We start from the raw sequence: 17,639 nt of genomic DNA, 5'->3' as shown, positions 1-17,639 counted from the left end.
GGACGTGGACACCCGCCGCCGCCGGGGGTGGGCACCGGCGGCAGCGGGAAACCGTGCCGCGCGGTCACCGCGGTAGTCGCGGTCACCGCGCGGGAATCACTCCGTGGGAACGACGGTCACCTGGAGGGTCCCGTCGAGGTAGGCCTTGCGGCAGGCCGCACGAGCGATCTTGGCGCTGGTGGTCCGGGGCAGGGCACCCGTCTCGATCAGCACGAAGTCGTGCACCCGCACGTCGTGGCCGTTCTTGACGGCGGCCCGTACGGCGCGTTCCACCGCCTCGACGTCCAGCCGCCGGATCGGCACGCGCCGGTTGCGCTCGGCCACGATGACCAGGCCCTCGCCCTCGCCGGTGTCGACCGAGAAGGCCGCCACGTACTCGTTGCGGATGGCCTCGTCGGCGCTGTACGTCGTGTACTCGATGTCCTGCGGGTAGTGGTTGCGGCCGTCGACGATGACCAGATCCTTGATCCGGCCGGTGACGTACAGCTGGCCCCCGTGCATGACACCGAGGTCGCCGGTGCGCAGCCACGGCCCCTCCGGGAGCCCTTCGACGGGCCGGGCGAGCCGGGCGCCGAACGTCTCGGCGGTGGCCTCGGGCCGTCCCCAGTATCCGGCGGTCACGTTCGGCCCGTGGATCCAGATCTCGCCGACCAGCCCGTCGCGGTGGGCGATGGACGTCTTCGGGTCGACGATCAGCACCTCCTGCCCGTACGGCTGGCCGCAGCCGACGTGCACGGCGGCGCGCTCGGCGTCGCCCGGTACCACCACGGCCTCGCCCGCCGACAGCTTGTCGCGGTCGAAGCTCGTCATCACCGGCAGCTCGTACCGCGAGGACGACGCGACGTACACCGTCGCCTCGGCCAGGCCGTACGCCGGCACCTGCACCTCGGGACGCAGCCCGCACTCACGGAACGCCTCCAGGAAGCCCTCCAGCGTGTGCGGCCGGATCGGCTCGGCGCCGTTCATGAAGACCTGCACGCCGCTGAGGTCGAGCTTGGCCTTCTCCTCCGGGGTGACCTGCGCGGTGAGGTACTCGTAGGCGAAGTTCGGCGAGCAGGTGAAGCCCTCCTCCAACCGCGAGAGCAGCTCCAGCCAGCGCGCGGGCCGCATGATGAACGCGACCGGGTCCATGAGGTGGGCCGGGCTCGCGTACGCCAGCGGCAGGCCGACCGCCGTCACCAGGCCCATGTCGTGGAACAGCGGCAGCCACGTCGCGCCCGACGAGCGGCGCGGGACGCCGTCGAAGGTGCCCCAGCACTGCTCGGCGTTCACGGCCAGGTTGCCGTGCGTGACGATGACGCCGGCGGGCGTCCGGGTCGAGCCGGAGGTGTACTGCAGGTACGCGATGTCGTCGGGGTCGATCGGCTCGGGCGTCCACTCCAGGGAGTCCTCGACCTCGTCGACCAGGACGGTCTCGCGGGGCTTCAGCTCGGGGTACTGGCCGAAGAACGCGGTGACGTGCGGCAGCGCCTCGTTGGTCGTCAGCACGCCGGTCGGCTCGGCGTCGCGGGCGACCGCCAGCAGCCGTTCGGCGTGGCCGGGCAGGTCGGGTGAGAACAGCGGCACCCCGATGACCCTCGCGTACATCGCGCCCAGCAGGGCGATGACGTAGTTGAGGTTCTGCGGGGCGAGGATCGCCACCCGCTCGCCGGGCTCGATCGCCGCCGCGCGGATCGTCGCGGCCACCGCGCGGGCCCTGCGGTCCAGCTCTCCCCACGTCATCTCGGTCTCGACGCCGTCGACGTCCACGGCGTAGTCGACGAACGTGTAGGCCCGGTCGTCGGGGTACTTCTCGGCCCAGCGGCCGAGCCGTTCGATCAGGGGGGTGCGGTCGAGGTCCTTCACACTTTCCTCCTCAAGAAATCCTCTTCACGGCCAGGCGCTCCTCGTCCGGCCAGCGGACGTCCCAGGCCCAGCCGAACTTCTCGAACAGCCAGATCACCCGGGCGCTGATGTCGATCTGGCCCTTCAGGACGCCGTGCCGCGCCGACGTGGGGTCGGCGTGGTGGAGGTTGTGCCAGGACTCGCCGAACGAGGGGATGGCCAGCCACCAGACGTTGCGGGAGCGGTCCCGGGTCTGGAAGTGCTCCTTGCCGAAGACATGGCAGATGGAGTTGATCGAGAACGTGATGTGGTCGCCGGCGAAGACGCGCAGCAGGCCCGCCCAGAAGAACGCGGTGACCGCGCCGTGCCACGACCACGTGAGCAGCGCGCCGAGCCCCATCGGGATCAGGATGGTGCTGGCCGCGATCAGCACGTACACGTCGTTGCGGCCGAGCAGGACCAGGTCCTTGTCCGCGAGCAGGTCGGGCGCGTACTTGCTCCGGGAGGTCCGGTGCTTGCGGAACAGCCAGCCCATGTGGGCGTGGAAGAGTCCCTTGGTCAGCCCCCACACGCCGGGGCCGAAGGCCCAGGGCGAGTGCGGGTCGCCCTCCTGGTCGGCGTACTTGTGGTGCCGGCGGTGGTCGGCGACCCAGAAGATCACCGAGCCCTGCCACGCCTGGCCGCCCAGGATCGCCAGCACGATGCGCAGCCAGCGCTTGGCCTTGAACGACTTGTGCGTGAACAGCCGGTGGTACCCGACGGTGATCCCGAGCGCGTTGAACGGGTAGAGGGCCGCGAAGATCGCCACGTCGGTCCAGCCGATCCCCCAGCCCCAGAAGAACGGCACCGCGGCCAGCAGGGCGACGACCGGTCCGACCACGAAGAAGACCACGCTGACGCGCTCCACCAAGGGAACGGTCTTGGGGGAGATGTCCGGCAGAGGGGCCTTGTTGCCGAGCTCGGCGACGCCGGCAGTCATGTGGGGCTCCTTTTGACAGATGAGCAGAGGTGCAGAGGTGCAGGGGTGATCGGTTCCGCCACGTGGCCAAGACCGTACGGACGATCCCGCTCCGGCTCTTTATGCTGGGATCGCCATTTGGTGAAAGAAATTCGCAGTCGATTGACAACGGCCGGGACCGGCTCCTGCGCCGGGGCTCGTTTTTGTCAACAAAGCAACTTCCCGGCGGGCCGCGTTGTCAGGAGGCGCGAAGGTGATGGCCTCCCGCGCGCCCGGGGAGGCCATCACCTGTCGCCTTTGGTCCGTCAGCAGTTGCCCTTGAACGGCTTGCCGGTGAACCGGTCGTTCATGAAGTTCACGACGTCACCCGTGGCGGCCCAGATGCCGAGGGCGTGATCGGCCGCGTAGGTGTTGTTCCACTGGGTGGGGATGCCCGCCTTGCAGTAGGCGGCGCGTGTCGTGTCCGTGGTCTCGTGCGGAATGATCTCTTCGAACCAGCCGCGGTACTGGAACACCGGGAAGCCGATCTTCCACTTGGCGCCGGAGCCGGCGGGGCCGATGTCGACGCCGAGCTTGAGGCTGTCGACGACCTGTCCCCAGGTCACGCCGCCCGGCCCCTTGAGCTGGTAGATCTGGTCAAGGGTGAGCTTCTGCGTGGAGAAGTTCTCGACCTTCTGGAAGGCGAAGGCCGCCAGCGTGCCGATCAGGCAGTTGGTCTGGACGTCCTTGATGGCCTTGCGCCCGGCGTCGTTCATCAGCTCGTCGAACGGCATCTCCGGGTACTGGAACTTGAAGCCCACCAGCGCGTCGGCCATGAACCCGGCGAACGGCCCGCCGTTGAGGAACTTCGCGGTGATCTTCAGGTCGCCCGGCACACCGCCGGAGGCGGAGCCGACCACCTTCACGTCGGGCGCGTACGAGGCGGCCAGCTGGGCCGCCCACAGCGAGGTGTTGCCGCCCTCGGAGTACCCGTGGACGCCCACCTTGGCGTCCGCGGAGACCTTGCCGCCGGGGACCTCTGCCGGGAGCTGCCGGGCGGCGCGCACCACGTCGAGGGTGGCGCGGCCGTTGGCCAGCCCGTTGACGTAGTAGTGCGTCTGCCCGTCGAGGTAGCCGACGCCGTCGGCGGCGGCCAGCGCCCAGCCCTTGTTGATGAACGCCGAAAGGTTGGGCGCCTCGTACGCGTCGTTGAATCCGGTGGTCACCTGCTTGGACAGCGAGCATTGCGGACCCGAACCGTGGGTGAAGGGCGCGTAGTTGATGACGGGACGGGAGCCGCCGCCCGTCCAGGCGGCGTCGGGGACCGCGACCAGTCCGGACGCGGCGACCTTGGCGCCCTTCGCGTCGGTGGTGACGTACTGCACCTTCCACGCGTGCAGCTTGGGCAGGTTGGGGATGTAGGTCAGCGTGGTGGGACGGCAGGCGATGATGTCGCCCGGGTTGCCGGTCACCGTGGCGGGGGGCTTGTAGATGTCGGCTTCGGACGCGGTGCAGCCGGTCGGCGCGGCGAACGCCTGCGGCACGGCGGCCAGCGACGCGCCCACCATGGCGGTACCGGCCGCCATCGCGGTGAGCGAGGCTCTGAGTTTCATCACCACTCCAGGGGTGGGGACGAGCTGCCCGCCCACCTGGGCTCTTCATCGGCTGGGCGTCCTCAGCCAGGCGGACTCGGCAGCGTTCCGGAAAGTGAACGCTGACGACTGTCTCCCATGGACGTTCCGCCGGTAATGAAGTCATCGCACACTTCGGCACCGTCCATTAGCACTCAATTCACAAGTCGCGCCGAAACCGCTGGTCTGATGACAATCGCCGGGCCGGTTCGCGGCGCCGGTCAAGAAGGCTCGCGAGCGTGGGCGGCAGGCACCGGTCTTGTTAGATTTGCTCACATCCGGCGCAAGGGGTGGGCATGAACGGCATGCGGTGGAGGGCCCGGATCGACGCGGCGGGCGAACGGGGCGCGGTGCTCGGCGCGGGCACGCTCATCAGCCCTCGCCACGTTCTGACCTGCGCCCATGTCGTGGCCGGCCGCGACGAGCTCTGGGTGGCCTTTCCCGATTCGCACGAGCACCCGCAACGCGCCGTCGTCGAGTTCCGCGGCGCGTGGAAGGCCGAGGGCGACACCGGTGACGTCGCGGTGCTCCGGCTGCCCGAGCCCGCGCCGGTCGCGCCGTGCCTGCCCGCGCCCCTGGACGCGCTCCGCGACCTGCCCGAGCTGCGCGCCCAGGGTTTCCCGCGCGGTCACGAACGCGACGGGACGCACGTGACGCTGCGCACCAGCCCCGACCGCACGCTGCGGCGCGAGTGGCTGGAGGTCGACGTCGGCAGCGGCCATCCGCGGCGGTTGGGCCAGGGGTTCAGCGGCGCCGGGGTGTACGACCCGCGCACCGGCCAGGTCGTGGGCATGGTCACCGACGCCGAGCTGCACGGCCATCACGAAGGTGCGATCGGCCGGATGCTGCCTCTGGAGACCGTGCGCCGCCACTGGGAGCCGCTCGACGACCTGCTGCCGCACGACTGGCTGCCCGCCGGACCCCGGACCGAACTGCGAACTCTCCTGGCGGACGCCGAGACCTCCGAGCCGCCTGCCGCGCTCTTCAGGCTCGCGTTCCCGGCGTTCCTGCGTCCGCCCGCCACGTTCCGCTCGCTGTGGGACGCCGTGCGGTATGTGGGCGAGTGCGTGCCGGGTGAGGACCGGCTGTCGCGCTTCCTGGTCGTCGTGGCCGAACACCTCACCGGCGAGCACGTTCTGACCAAGCTCAACGCCTGGATTCGCGAGCGTTTCCCTGGCCCCGCCACGGCGCCGCCCGCGACGGCACCCCAGACCTCGATCATCGTGCGGCTGGAGACGATGACGCGCGGACCGTACGAGCTGACGCTGTCCACGCTCGTCGAGGGGGTGCCGGGACGCCCCACCGAACGCGTGAACGTCCGCAGGAACCAGATCCGCCCGCACGTGGAGAAGGCCCTGCCGGCGCTGATGCGGTCGGTCCTGGGCCGCGACCGCGACTGGATGATCGAGTTCGTGGTGCCCGAGCAGCTGCTGAACGAGCCCTTCGAGGAGTGGTCCATCAAGGAGGCGGGTGCCGCGCGTCCACGCCCGATGCGTTCGGTCCCGCTCGTCGTCCGGCACGTGGAGCGCCTGCGCCCGCTGCTCGCGACCGACCTGACCCGGCGCCGCTGGCGCGTCCTGCGCGAGCGCGGCTCCACCCGTCCCGATCCCGTGGCCTGCCGGCTCGGCTACGGCTATGACGAGTTCTACGACTGGCTAGACGCGAGCGAGGAATCGTGCGCGCTCGTCTACGCCTCCAGTCCCAACGCCGACTGGCTGTCGGCCGCCCTCAGCGTCGGCATCCCGGTGATGTTGTGGCGCCGGCACCCGTGCGCGTGCGACTCGGGCGAGTGCGCCGGCGAGCGTTTTCTGACCGAGCTCACCACCATCATCGACAAGGCCCATCCCGACGAGCTCCCGACGCTGGTGATGAAGCTGCGCAAGCAGGCCCGGGTCCCGCCGGGGAACGCCGACCACTGCGGCAACGGCCTCGCCCTCTTCTGGGACGACCCCGCCCGCAACCCCGATCCCCCGCTCGCCATGAGGGAGACCTGAGCGTGTCCGTCGACCGCCTCAGAGAAGTGCTCGACGCCGTCGCCGGAGACGACACGCGACTCACCCCGCGCGACCTGTCCGAGATGCTCTGGCTGGCGTGTCACCTCCCAGCGCCGGAGCCTCCGGCCGTCCCGCCCCTGCCCGCCACGCCCAACGAGGCTCCGCCCGAGCAGCCACCACCCCTCCGGCCGCCGCAGACCGAACCATCCGAGCCTCCCACCGCTCCGGCCCCCGCCGCCGAGCAGCACGCGCTGCACACTCCCCTGCCCGCCCCGCAAGAAGAGCCCGGGGGCGACGGAAAGGACGTCTTCGTCCCGACCGCGCCCATGCTCCGCCACCCTCTGGCCCTGCAACGCGCGCTGCGCCCGCTCAAACGCCGCGTCCCGTCGCCTCGCCACCGGGTCATCAACGAGGACGCCACGGCCGCGCGCATCGCCGACCATCCCTCGAACTGGGTCCCGGTCATGGACCCCGCCCGCGAACGGTGGCTGAGCCTCGCGCTGGTCGTCGACTCCGCTCCGTCCATGCGGATCTGGCGTCCCCTGATCCGGGAGCTCCGCGACCTGCTGATCCGCCTCGGCGCGTTCCGCGACGTCCGCGTCTGGCATCTCGGCCGGACCGGCGTCCGCCCGTACCCCGGCGGCCCGCTGAGCCCGCCCGCGGCCCTCGTCGACCCCACGGGCCGGCGGGCCGTACTCGTCGTCAGCGACTGCTCGGGCCCGAACTGGTGGAACGGCCACGTCGGCCCCGCGCTCCACCTCTGGGCCGCGCACGGCCCGACCGCCATCCTCCAGCCGCTGGTCGAACGCCTCTGGCGCCGCAGCGCCGCGCCGGTGGTCCCCGGCCTCGCCACGTCGCCGCATCCCGGCGCTCCCAACACCGCTCTGAGCTTCGTCCCGTACGGGGGCGGCAGGCCCCCGAAGCACGCCGTCCCGATCCCCGTCCTGGAGATCAGGCCCGAGTGGCTGGCCGACTGGGCCCAGCTGGTCACCGCCTCGGGAAGCGCGGGCCGGCCGACCGCGATCACGTATGTGACCAGGGAACCCCGGCCCGCCGCCGCGCCGCCCCGGCGCGAACGGGAACTGCCGATCGAGGAGCGGGTCGCCCGCTTCTACGCGGCGGCCTCTCCCACCGCCGCCGAACTCGCCGCGCACGTCGCGGTCTCCGTTCCCGCGCTGCCCGTGATGCGGCTGATCCAGCAACGCCTCGTACCCGCCTCCCGGCCCGGCGACCTGGCCGAGGTCATGCTCAGCGGCCTGCTCCAGCCGGTGGACGCCGAGCGGGGCGTGTACGACTTCGTTCCGGGCGCCCGCGAGGCCCTCCTCGCGACCCTCCCCCGTCCCGAGTCCCTCGCCACGGCCGAAGTCCTGGCCGAGGTCTCCGCCGAGATCTCGTCGCGCATGGGCTCCACCGCCGAGGTCTTCCGCGCCGTCATGCCCGCCGCCGACGGCACCCGTGCCCTCGCCGACCGCCCGTTCGCCCTCGTCAGCCCCGAGGCACTGCGCTTCCTCAACCACACCGCCATCCCCGTCCGCACAAGCCCGGCCGAGCCCGCCACCGCTCCGGCCTCCGAGGTAACGCGGAAGACCACGCGAACCGCCTCCGCGTGGCCCCTCTTCGCTATCGGCGCCGACGACCTGCGGATCTGGGACCCGTCCACCAACGAGACCGTGGCGAGGTGGAAGTCCGCCGGGCCGGTCCACGCGCTCACGACGCTCCCCGAGAAACCGCTACTGATCAGCGGCCACGCCGACCTGGCCCTGTGCGTTACCGAGCTCACCGCCGAACGCCGTACCCTCCGCTTCGCGCTCCAGGACACCGACCGGGTGTCGGCCCTGACGACGTTCCGCGACATCGCCGGCCACGACGTGATCGCCAGCGGTGGGTCCGACGGAGTCGTACGGTTCTGGAGCGCGTCGACGGGCGCCCAGGTGCGCACCGGATTCCACGCGCACACCCAGGCGATCCGCGCGATGACCGCCTTCCCGGGTCCGGACGGGCGTCCCCGCCTGGCCACGGGCGGCGACGACGGCATCGTGCAGGTCTGGGACCCCGACTCCGACGCCAGTGCCGGGACCCTCCTGCCCAACCAGGGCCCGCCCGGCAACGCGGTGCTGGCCCTGGCGACGTTCACCGGACCGGGCCAGCGCACGATCCTGGCGGCGGGGCACCGCGACGGGGCGATCCGGCTCTGGTACGACTTCGGCGGCTCGCAGGCCCGCGCACCGCTCACCCGAGGCAAGGGCGCGGTGACGGCCATCGCCGCGCTCACGGCCCATGGCCGCCCCCTGCTCGCGTCCGCCCGCGGCAGTGGCGTCCAGCTCTGGGATCCCCTCGAACGCCGCCCCCTCGGGCCGCCGCTCACCGGCCATCGGGACATGGTCCTGGCCATCGTCGCCTTCACCGGCCCCGACGGGCGTCCGCTCATCGCCTCGATGGACGGTTTCAGCCTCAGGATCTGGGATCCGATCACGGGCACCCCGGCAGGCCCCGTGCTGGAGAGCCGCGGGCTGCGCGCCCTGGCCGTCCTGCCCAGCATGACCATCGGCGACCGTACCGCCGTGCCTGGACCATCGACGAGCCTGCTGCGGCCGGAACGCCGAGTGGTCCCGTTCCGCGGCCGCGAACACGAGCTGGCCGAGCTGATCGGCTGGTGCCAGAGCCCCGCCGAGCGGTCGTCAGCCAAGATCACCGGTCGGCGCGGGACGGGCAAGACCAGGCTCGCCGTCGAGCTCGCGGCCCGAATGCGAGCCGAGGGCTGGAACGTGCGCCACGTGACGGACGGCACGAACACCGTCACGGGCGACACCAACGGGCCGCTCCTGACGATCGTCGAGCTGGACGGGCTGCCGGCCGATGTCAGTGATCTGGACCGCTTCGGACCCGAAGACCCCGAGCGCGCCAGGCTTCTGCTCGTCAGCGAGTCGGCACAGCCGGGCAGAGCCGATGTCAACGCTCACGATCGGGTGATACACCTGTCCGACCTGAAGCGGACGCCCGAAGTCCGCGAGGCTGCGTTCGACGGCGCGATGACGGCTTTCTGCATCGCACTCGGCTTGCCCCGGCCACGCGAGATCGTTCGACCGGATCTGAGCTCGCGCGCCTATGGCCGGGTGCTCACCGTTCATCTCGCCGCGCTCAAGGCGGCCCTCGCGACCGGCCCCACCCGGTCCGAACTCGATCGCGAACGCGACTTCTGGCGCTTCGGCTGCCCTGAGCCGATCGCTCCGCGGCTGCTCGACAAGGTCGTCGCCCTCGGCGTGCTGTGGAGGTCGGCCCACGATGATCACATGGTCGCGATGCTACGCCGGCTTCCCGGGCTGACGCGTTCGCACCAGGCGATCGCTCACTGGTTGAGCTGCGCGTATCCGCCAGGCGGCGAGCTCCCTCAGCGGATCGTGAACGCGCTGCTCGCCGACATCGTCCAGGCGGACCCGGAGTTCCTCAAGTGGAACGCCGAGCAGTCGGCGAACGACCCGGTCGCACGCATGCACATGCTCTCCGTCCTCGACCGCGCGGTGCAGGACCCCGAGATCAGCGAAGCGCTGTCACAGGCCGCTCCCGGACGCCCGGAACCGGACGCCGGACATGCCAGACCACAGCTGACCGAGCTCATCACCAGACGGCGACCACGCTCAGAGCGCCTGGAAAGCCCGATCGGCGTCGACGCACGGGGTGAACCCGTGTGGCTGGACGTGTCCCAGCACGGCCTGGCCGTCGGCGGCGAACGCGGCGAGCTGGTGCGCACCCTCGTCCGGGGGCTCGCGGCGCTCTACAACGCCAACGACTTCGCCGTACTGACGGCCGACGGACACGGCGGCACCTCGTTCCCCGGACTGGACGGGCTGCCGCACGTCGCGGCCGCTCCAGTGACACCGCTCCCCAGCGAGGCCGACCGGAGCATCAGCCGTCTCCACGACGCGTTGCTCGGCGAGCTGGTCCAGCGTCAGGAAGACACCGTGCCGCGGTCGCACCTGCTGATCGTCCTGGAGAACTTCACTGAGCTGACGAACCGCAAGCCCGAGTTCACCGACCTCATCCTGGAGCTCCTGCGAGCCGATCGCGATCTCCGCATCCACGTGCTGCTGACCTCGCACCACGCGTCCGCCAGGGCCCTGCGTCTCCTCGAAGGTCGGCTCTCGTACCGTGTCGAAATCCCGATCTCATCCGGCGGACGGGGGCTGCTGCAGGTCGCCGACGAACCACCGGTGCCCTTCGTGCTCGCCGAAGGGAAGCCCGTCCCCCAGCGCAGCGTTCCCGTTCGCCAGATCCTGCTCTCACCGTTGAGAGAGCCCCCGATCCTGGACGACCTGCTTCCCCGATCGTTCCCGTCGCAGGGTACGCCTCATGCCGTCATCGGTGTCGTGGATCGGCCGCTTCATCACCGGCAGGATCCCCTCACTTTCGATCTCCAGGGCCCGAGGGGCAACGTCGCGATAGTCGGCTCCACGGGCAGCGGTAAGTCGACCTTGCTCGTGACTTTCGTCCGGTCGCTCACCTTGACCAACACCGAGCATTCCGTGCGGTTCATCCTCTTCGATCAGCTCGCCGGCCTGGCACCGCTCCCGCAGGTGCGTTCGATAGGCCCGGACGATCCCGGCCGTTCGATCTTGTGGATCAGGGAGATCGACCGGCACCTCGCCCAGAACGACACCGACGGCGCATCGAGAATCGTCCTCGTCGTCGACGAGTGGGCCGAGCTGGTCCGGTCGCTGGCCCCGGAGGCCGTCCAGGCCCTGCACCACATCGTCGAGCACGGCTGGCGATCGGGCGTTCACGTGGTCGCCTCGGCCACCGGCTGGTCGCAGTTCGACCCGGACGTGCGGGACCGGTTCGGCACCCGGCTGGAGCTCGCCCTCGACTCCCCCGCCGACTCGCTGATCGATCCCGGGCTCGCGGCCGAGGTGCCGCCGGGATCACCGGGACGGGGCATCACGCAGGCCGCCGAGCACTTCTACGCCGCGCTGCCACCCTCACCGGCGGATGACCGGAGATAGTCCGGAGATACCGCCGAGACGCCGCGCAGATGTACTCGTCCGGTGCGCCGGGCGCGCGACCCGGCGCGGAAGGAGGAGTTCTGATGAACACCAAACGGCTCGTCGGAGTGGCGGTGGCCGGGACGTTGAGCCTGGGCCTCGTGGGCTCGGTGACCGCGCCGGTGTCGGCCGCCGAGGCCGTCGGCAAGCCGAAGCCGAAGCCGGAGGCCACCTTCGTCGTCAAGCTGTCACGGGCGAAGCAGGTGGTCGCGCCGAAGCGCGTGATGGCCAGCGGCCGGCAGCGCATCGCGGTCAAGGCACGTCCGCTGGGGTACTGGTCGCTGAGGGTGCGGGCGATCAGGTGCAACGGGGTGCCGCTCGGCGCGTGGAAGCCCGTCCAGGCCGGACGCACCGCGGTCCTCACCAACTACGTTCCCCCGCGTGGCACCTGCTTCAGCCTCCGCTGGCTGCGGGACCATAAGGCGCGCAAGGTGGTGGTCAGGCTGTCCTACTAGGCGGCCCTTAGGCTCGGTCATGTGCAGGAGACCGTGACCTACGTCGAGATGACCGGCGAAGACCAGCTTGTTCCGGCGGCGCCCGTGCCCGGGCTCACCCTGGAGCCGCTCGACCATGGTTCGCCGCTGATCCCGGACGTGCTGGCCCGGATCGGTGCGCCGTACGGATGGAAGAGCGCGCGGCGGACCGAGGAGGAGTGGAGGGCCTGGTTCGCCGGCCACCCCGGCCGCGTGTTCCGGCTGCTGGCGTACGAGGGCGAGGCGGCCGGGATCGTCACCTACGACCCCCATCCCGGTGACGAGGTGGAGATCGTGTCCTTCGGGCTGCTGCCCGACTTCGTCGGCAAGGGGCTGGGCGGCCACGCGCTGACCTTGGGAGTGCGGCAGGCCTGGCAGGTCAAGCCCGGCGTGCGCAGGGTGTGGCTGCACACCTCGTCACTGGACCATCCGAACGCCCTGCCCAACTACCACCGGCGTGGCTTCCGCACGTTCAGGACGGAGGAGCGGGTCAGGTGACGCGGACGCGGCGGTGTCACCGGGTCAGCAGTCCCCTTTCGATGGCCACCACGACGGCGTGGGTGCGGTCGCTGACGTCCAGCTTGGCGAAGACGCGGAGCAGATGCGTCTTGACGGTCGCTTCGGCGATCACCAGGCGCCTGCCGATGTCGGCGTTGGACAGGCCGTCGGCGACCGCGTTCAGGACGTCGAGCTCCCGCGCGGTGAGGGCCACCGGGGGCGGCTGGCGCATGCGGGCCACGAGCTTCTCGGCGACGCGCGGCGCCAGGACGGTCTCGCCGCGGGCGGCGGCGTGGACGGCGGCGACGAGCTGCTCGCGGGTGGTGTCCTTGAGCAGGTAGCCGATGGCACCGGCCTCGACCGCGCGCTCGATCTCGGTGTCGGTGTCGTAGGTGGTGAGGATGAGCACGCGGGTGGCGGTCTTGACGATCTCGGCGGTGGCGGCGACGCCGTCGAGGACGGGCATCCGCAGGTCGAGGAGCGCCACGTCGGGGGCTAGGCGCTCGACCAGGTCGACGGCCTCGCGGCCGTTGCCCGCCTCACCGACGATCTCGATGGACGGCTCGGCGGCCAGCAGCGCGGCGACACCGGCGCGCATCACGGTGTGGTCGTCGGCCAGGATGATGCGGGTCATGGGGCACCGTTCGTGGGGATCATGGCGAGGACGCGGGTGCCGTCGCCGGGGGAACTGGTGACGGTGAGCTCGCCGCCGAGCTCGGCCAGGCGCCGGCGCATGCCGTCGAGTCCGAAACCGCGCGACTCCGCGACGGCGAAGCCGCGGCCGTCGTCGGTGATCTCCAGCTCGACGGCGTGGGGATGGCGGGTGAGGACGGCGCCGACCGTGGTCGCGGCGGCGTGCTTGCGGACGTTGGCCAGCGACTCCTGGGTGCAGCGCAGCAGGGCGATGCGGGTCTGCTGGTCGCAGTCGATGTCGGGCAGGTCGGCGGTGACGGTGAGCCCGGTGTCCTCGGCGAACCGGTCGAGCGTGCGGCGCAGCGTACGGGCGACCGAGCCCGGGGCGATGCCGCTCTGGGGCGCGGAGCCGACCAGGACGCGCGCCTCGGCGAGGTTCTCGCGGGCGGTCTGCTCGATCGACAGCAGTTGCTGGGCACTGCGGTCGGGATCGGTGGCGATGCCGGAACGGGCCGCTTCGGCGAGCACGACGATGGACGCGAAGCCCTGCGCGAGGGTGTCGTGGATCTCGCGGGCGAGCCGTTCGCGTTCGAGGACGGCGCCTTGGCGGCGGTGCGCCTCCAGGAGTTCGCGCTGGGTGGTCTCCAGCTCCGCGCTCAGCCGCCCGGCCCGCTCCTCGCTCCGTTCGATGATCTTGAGCATCGACAGTCCGAGCACGACGCTGGCCACGAAGGCGAGCAGCGTGACGATCACGTTGCCCGTGGCGGGGTCGCCGTTGCGCAGGATGCCGCCGGCGGCGGTGGCCAGGGCGGCGGCACCGCTGAACAGGATCGACCGGCGCGGCCCTCCGGCGAAGATCCAGAAGTGCGGGATCGACACGATGAACAGCGCCGCGCCGCCCGTACGCAGATAGGACAGCGCCCCGAGGCCGGCGATCAGCACGTACAGGAACGCGGTCCGCCGGCTCGGGAACCGGACGGCGAGCGCGTAGGCGGCGGCGAGCGCGAGCGGCAGCCCCAGCGACCAGTACCTGATCGCACCCTGGTCGCCCAGCCCCGCGATGAACATGGGCGTCAGGCCCAGGAGCATCCAGGAGATGTCGTTCCAGCGGTGGATCCAGTACTGGTCGTCGGGCCGCTGCATGCCGATCAGCCTACGTTCTGCGGCGAGCGCATGATCGGGGCGGTGACCTCGGCCTGTCCCGTCGGGCGGGACGGCCACCACGTCCGCTCGCCGAGGAGCAGCATCGCCGCCGGCAAGATCATGAGCCGGATGACGAACGCGTCCAGCAGCACCGCGACCGCGAGGCTGAACCCGAACTGCTTCATCTCGATCAGGTGCAGCGGGATGAAGCTGGCGAACACCGTCACCATCACCAGGGCGGCGCTGGTCACGACGCCCGCCGAGCTCCGGATGCCGTCGAGCACCGCCGTGCGCGTCGGCACCCCGTTCTGGACCGCCTCCCTGATCCGGCTGATCACGAACACCTGGTAGTCCATCGACAGGCCGAACAGGATCACGAACAGGAACAGCGGCACCCGGGAGCCGATCGAGCCCATCGACGTGAAGCCCAGCAGCCCCTCCGCCCAGCGGCCCTGGAACACCAGCGTCAGCAGGCCGAGCGAGGCCCCGGCCGAGAGCAGGTTGAGCAGCGCGCCGACCAGGCCGAGCACGACCGACCGGAAGGCCAGCACGGTGAGCGCGAACGTGACCAGCAGCAGCGCACCGAAGATCAGCGGCATCTTCCGCTTCTGGTGCTCGGGGTAGTCGACGTAGCGGGCGACCTCGCCGCTCACCTCGGCCTCGACGCCGGGCAGCCGGTCGATGGTGGCCGGCATGTACGTCTCGCGGATCTTCGTGAGGGAGTCGCGCGCCGCCTGCGTGCTCATGTCGTGCGGGACGCCCAGCTCCAGCATGGTGATCCGCTTGTCGGGCGAGGTGCGCAGCTGCGGCGTGCCGCCGAACAGCGGATCTCCCTTGGCGCGTCCGGCGAGGTCGCGCAGCGCGGCGGCCACCTGCGGGGCGCGGTCCGGCTCGGCCCGCACGACGATCTGGTTCATGGCCTTGAGCTCGGGGAACGCGGCGTTCACCCGGTGGTAGACCTGCATCGCGGGCAGATTGCGGTCGTAGGTCTCCCGGCCCACGTCGGTCAGCTTGAGGTTCAGCAGCGGAGCGGACATGAGGAGCATCGCGAAGACCGCGACGGCCAGCGTGAGCGCGGGATGCCTGCTGGTGGGCCGCAACATGGCCGCGGTCATCCGGCCGGTCCGCCGCTGCCGCACGGGCCGTACGGCCTTGCCCTTCGCCGCCCTGCGCTCGGCGCGGCGTTCCGCCCGCCGCCCCAGCTTGGTCAGCAGTGCGGGCAGCACGGTCAGCGAGCTGATCACGGCGGCGAAGGTCACCACGATGGCGCCGGTGGCCAGCGAGGAGAAGATGACGTCGTCGGCGAGGTAGAGCGTGGCGCTGGACGCGGCGACCGCGAGCCCCGACATCACGACGGCCCGTCCCGAGGTGGCCGCGGCGAGCTCCACCACGGCCTCCGAGCTGAGCCGGCCGCCCGAACGGGCCCGTTCCTCGCGTTCGCGCTTGAGGTAGAAGAGCGTGTAGTCGACGCCCACGGCCATGCCGATCAGCAGGATGACGTTCGTGCCGACGCCCGCGTCCGGGAAGACGTGTGAGGCGAGCATCGACAGGCCGATCGCCGACATGATCGAAGTGATCGCCAGCAGCAGCGGCACGGTCGCCATCGCCAGCGACCGGAAGACCAGCAGCAGGACGATCAGCGTGACCGGCAGCGCGATCATTTCGGTGCGGGAGAAGTCCTCGCTGCGCTGACCCTGCACGTCCTTGCTGATGGACGGGCCGCCCGCCTCCTCGACGCGCAGGTCCGGGTGGGCCTTCCCGACCTCGGCCGTCTGCGCGAGCAGCGGGTCGATGTGCTTCTTGCCCTCCTGCTCCGGCCCCTTCATGGTCACGTCGACCCGCACCGCGGTGCCGTCGGCCGAACGGACGGGCCCGCCGACCGACGCGACCTCGGGCAGCCGTCTCATCCGTTCCGTGATGTCGAGCACCGCCGCGTCGGCCTTGGCCGCGTCCAGCGGCCCCGATCCCTTCGCCGTGATGAGCACCCGTTCGAGCGGCTTGCGCTCCAGCCCGCCCTGTTCCTGCAGCGCCTCGGCACGACCCGCCTCGCCGACCCGGTAGTCGGCGGACTGGGCCATGTTGCCGCCGACCGCGATGCCGAGCCCGAGGCACACGAACACGAAGAGAAACCAGGCGGCGATCGCTCGCCAGGGGTGGTACGCGCTCCAGCGCGCCATGCGTACAGGGAGGTTCGTCATGGCATCAATGCTGGTGAACGAGGGGTTCCCCGCGACAGCCTCGTCCGGTTGAACCTGGTGTCCACCGATCGGTGGACACGGCCGCCGCCGCTCCCGGTGGCCGGAATCGTCGCTGTGAAAGAATCCGGCCATGCAGGCCGCACACCGGGTCGTCGTCCTCGCCCTCGACGGCGTCTACCCGTTCGAGCTGGGCATCCCCGTCCGGATCTTCGGTACGGCCACCGGCCGGGACGGCGAACCGCTGTACGAGGTGATCACGTGCGGGCTGGACGGCGGGCCGGTGCGGACGGGCGCCGACTTCGCCATCGCGGTCGAGCACGGCGCCGAGGCGATCGAGACGGCGGACACCCTCGTGATCCCGCCGTTCGACCGCGCCCCGGACGACGGGCGCGAGTGGCTGCCGGAGCCGCTGGCGGCGGCGCTCGGCCGGCTTCGCCCCGGAACGCGCCTGGTGTCGCTGTGCACCGCGTCGTACATCCTGGCCGCCGCCGGGCTCCTCGACGGGCGCCGGGCGACCACGCACTGGAACGAGGCCGAGGAGTTCCAGCGGCTGTTTCCCAAGGTGGAGGTCGACCCGGACGTGCTGTTCGTGGACGGCGGCGACGTGCTGACGGCGGCCGGGGTGGCCGCCGGGATCGACCTGTGCATGCACATCGTGCGCCACGACCACGGCAGCGAGATCGCCAACCGGGTGGCCCGCCGCTGCGTGGTGCCGCCGTGGCGCGAGGGCGGGCAGGCCCAGTTCATCGAACGGCCGGTGCCGGAGGCGTCGGCGGCCACCACGGCGGCGACCCGGGAGTGGGCGCTGGAGCGGCTCCACCGCCCGCTCACCCTGTCCGAGCTGGCCGCGCACGCGCGGATGAGCGTCCGCACGTTCTCCCGCCGGTTCCGCGACGAGGTGGGGATGACGCCCGGCCAGTGGCTGGCGCAGCAGCGCATCGAGCACGCGCGGCGCCTGCTGGAGACGACCGACCTGCCGGTGGATCGCGTCGCGGCCGAGGCGGGCTTCGGCACGGCCGCCTCCATGCGCCAGCATCTGGCCGCCACGATCGGCGTCTCGCCGAGCGCGTACCGGCTCACCTTCCGCGCGAACGACCGGGCGCCGGTGGCCTGAACGCCTGCACCCGGCCGGGTCGGCTGGACCGGGGCTGCCCCGCGCGGGCGAGGCCGAACGAGACCAGCGAGCGAACCGCCTCGGCCACACGGGGGAAGTGGCGGGCGTCACCTCGACGGAAGCCTGGGAAACGCGGGCGGCACCGCCCGCGCGACCGA

General features: G+C 71.3%; 11 protein-coding genes. 5 read left to right on the top strand and 6 right to left on the bottom strand.

Annotated elements, in window-relative coordinates; all coding sequences use genetic code 11:
• Nucleotides 1–96: 96 nt before the first annotated feature.
• The 3 genes from ABD333_RS39690 to ABD333_RS39680 all read right to left on the bottom strand — a co-directional run bounded on the left by ABD333_RS39690 (nucleotide 97) and on the right by ABD333_RS39680 (nucleotide 4,374).
• Nucleotides 97–1,845, bottom strand: a complete 1,749-nt coding sequence (locus ABD333_RS39690) for a fatty acyl-AMP ligase (protein ID WP_344547778.1) — start codon at nucleotides 1,843–1,845, stop codon at nucleotides 97–99.
• Between the two features lie 10 nt (nucleotides 1,846–1,855).
• Nucleotides 1,856–2,803, bottom strand: coding sequence for an acyl-CoA desaturase (locus tag ABD333_RS39685; RefSeq protein WP_344547777.1), 948 nt, complete (start codon nucleotides 2,801–2,803; stop codon nucleotides 1,856–1,858).
• Nucleotides 2,804–3,087: 284 nt separating this feature from the next.
• The gene (locus tag ABD333_RS39680; RefSeq protein WP_344547776.1) at nucleotides 3,088–4,374 is read right to left on the bottom strand and encodes a lipase family protein; all 1,287 of its coding nucleotides are present in this window, start codon (nucleotides 4,372–4,374) and stop codon (nucleotides 3,088–3,090) included.
• A gap of 314 nt (nucleotides 4,375–4,688) precedes the next feature.
• On the opposite strand from ABD333_RS39680, the gene ABD333_RS39675 reads away from it, so the two are divergent.
• From ABD333_RS39675 to ABD333_RS39660, 4 genes are all read left to right on the top strand, one after another.
• Nucleotides 4,689–6,386, top strand: a complete 1,698-nt coding sequence (locus ABD333_RS39675; protein ID WP_344547775.1) for a VMAP-C domain-containing protein — start codon at nucleotides 4,689–4,691, stop codon at nucleotides 6,384–6,386.
• Nucleotides 6,387–6,388: 2 nt separating this feature from the next.
• Nucleotides 6,389–11,383, top strand: coding sequence for an SAV_2336 N-terminal domain-related protein (locus ABD333_RS39670; protein WP_344547774.1), 4,995 nt, complete (start codon nucleotides 6,389–6,391; stop codon nucleotides 11,381–11,383).
• Between the two features lie 83 nt (nucleotides 11,384–11,466).
• Nucleotides 11,467–11,877, top strand: coding sequence for a hypothetical protein (locus ABD333_RS39665; protein ID WP_344547773.1), 411 nt, complete (start codon nucleotides 11,467–11,469; stop codon nucleotides 11,875–11,877).
• A 21-nt stretch (nucleotides 11,878–11,898) separates the two neighbouring features.
• Nucleotides 11,899–12,393 (top strand): GNAT family N-acetyltransferase, encoded by a 495-nt coding sequence (locus ABD333_RS39660; protein WP_344547772.1) that lies wholly within the window; start codon nucleotides 11,899–11,901, stop codon nucleotides 12,391–12,393.
• Nucleotides 12,394–12,409: 16 nt separating this feature from the next.
• On the opposite strand, the gene ABD333_RS39655 is transcribed toward ABD333_RS39660, so the two are convergent.
• From ABD333_RS39655 to ABD333_RS39645, 3 genes are read right to left on the bottom strand one after another with little or no spacing between them, the layout of a single operon-like run.
• Nucleotides 12,410–13,027: a response regulator gene (locus ABD333_RS39655; protein WP_344547771.1), complete on the bottom strand. Its 618-nt coding sequence runs from the start codon at nucleotides 13,025–13,027 to the stop codon at nucleotides 12,410–12,412.
• Complete coding sequence (locus ABD333_RS39650) at nucleotides 13,024–14,169, bottom strand: sensor histidine kinase (protein ID WP_344547770.1); 1,146 nt, start codon at nucleotides 14,167–14,169, stop codon at nucleotides 13,024–13,026. The genes ABD333_RS39655 and ABD333_RS39650 overlap by 4 nt, the downstream gene beginning before the upstream one ends.
• A gap of 5 nt (nucleotides 14,170–14,174) precedes the next feature.
• Nucleotides 14,175–16,367: an MMPL family transporter gene (locus ABD333_RS39645; protein WP_344547769.1), complete on the bottom strand. Its 2,193-nt coding sequence runs from the start codon at nucleotides 16,365–16,367 to the stop codon at nucleotides 14,175–14,177.
• Nucleotides 16,368–16,497: 130 nt separating this feature from the next.
• On the opposite strand from ABD333_RS39645, the gene ABD333_RS39640 reads away from it, so the two are divergent.
• Nucleotides 16,498–17,481, top strand: coding sequence for a GlxA family transcriptional regulator (locus ABD333_RS39640; RefSeq protein ID WP_344547768.1), 984 nt, complete (start codon nucleotides 16,498–16,500; stop codon nucleotides 17,479–17,481).
• The last annotated feature ends 158 nt before the right edge of the window (nucleotides 17,482–17,639 follow it).

Origin of the sequence: Actinomadura fulvescens (assembly GCF_039533225.1) — a bacterium.
Classification (GTDB): Bacteria; Actinomycetota; Actinomycetes; order Streptosporangiales; family Streptosporangiaceae; genus Spirillospora; species Spirillospora fulvescens.
The sequence above is the reverse complement of the archived record's forward strand: the minus strand, read 5'-3'. Positions and strand labels throughout refer to the sequence as shown.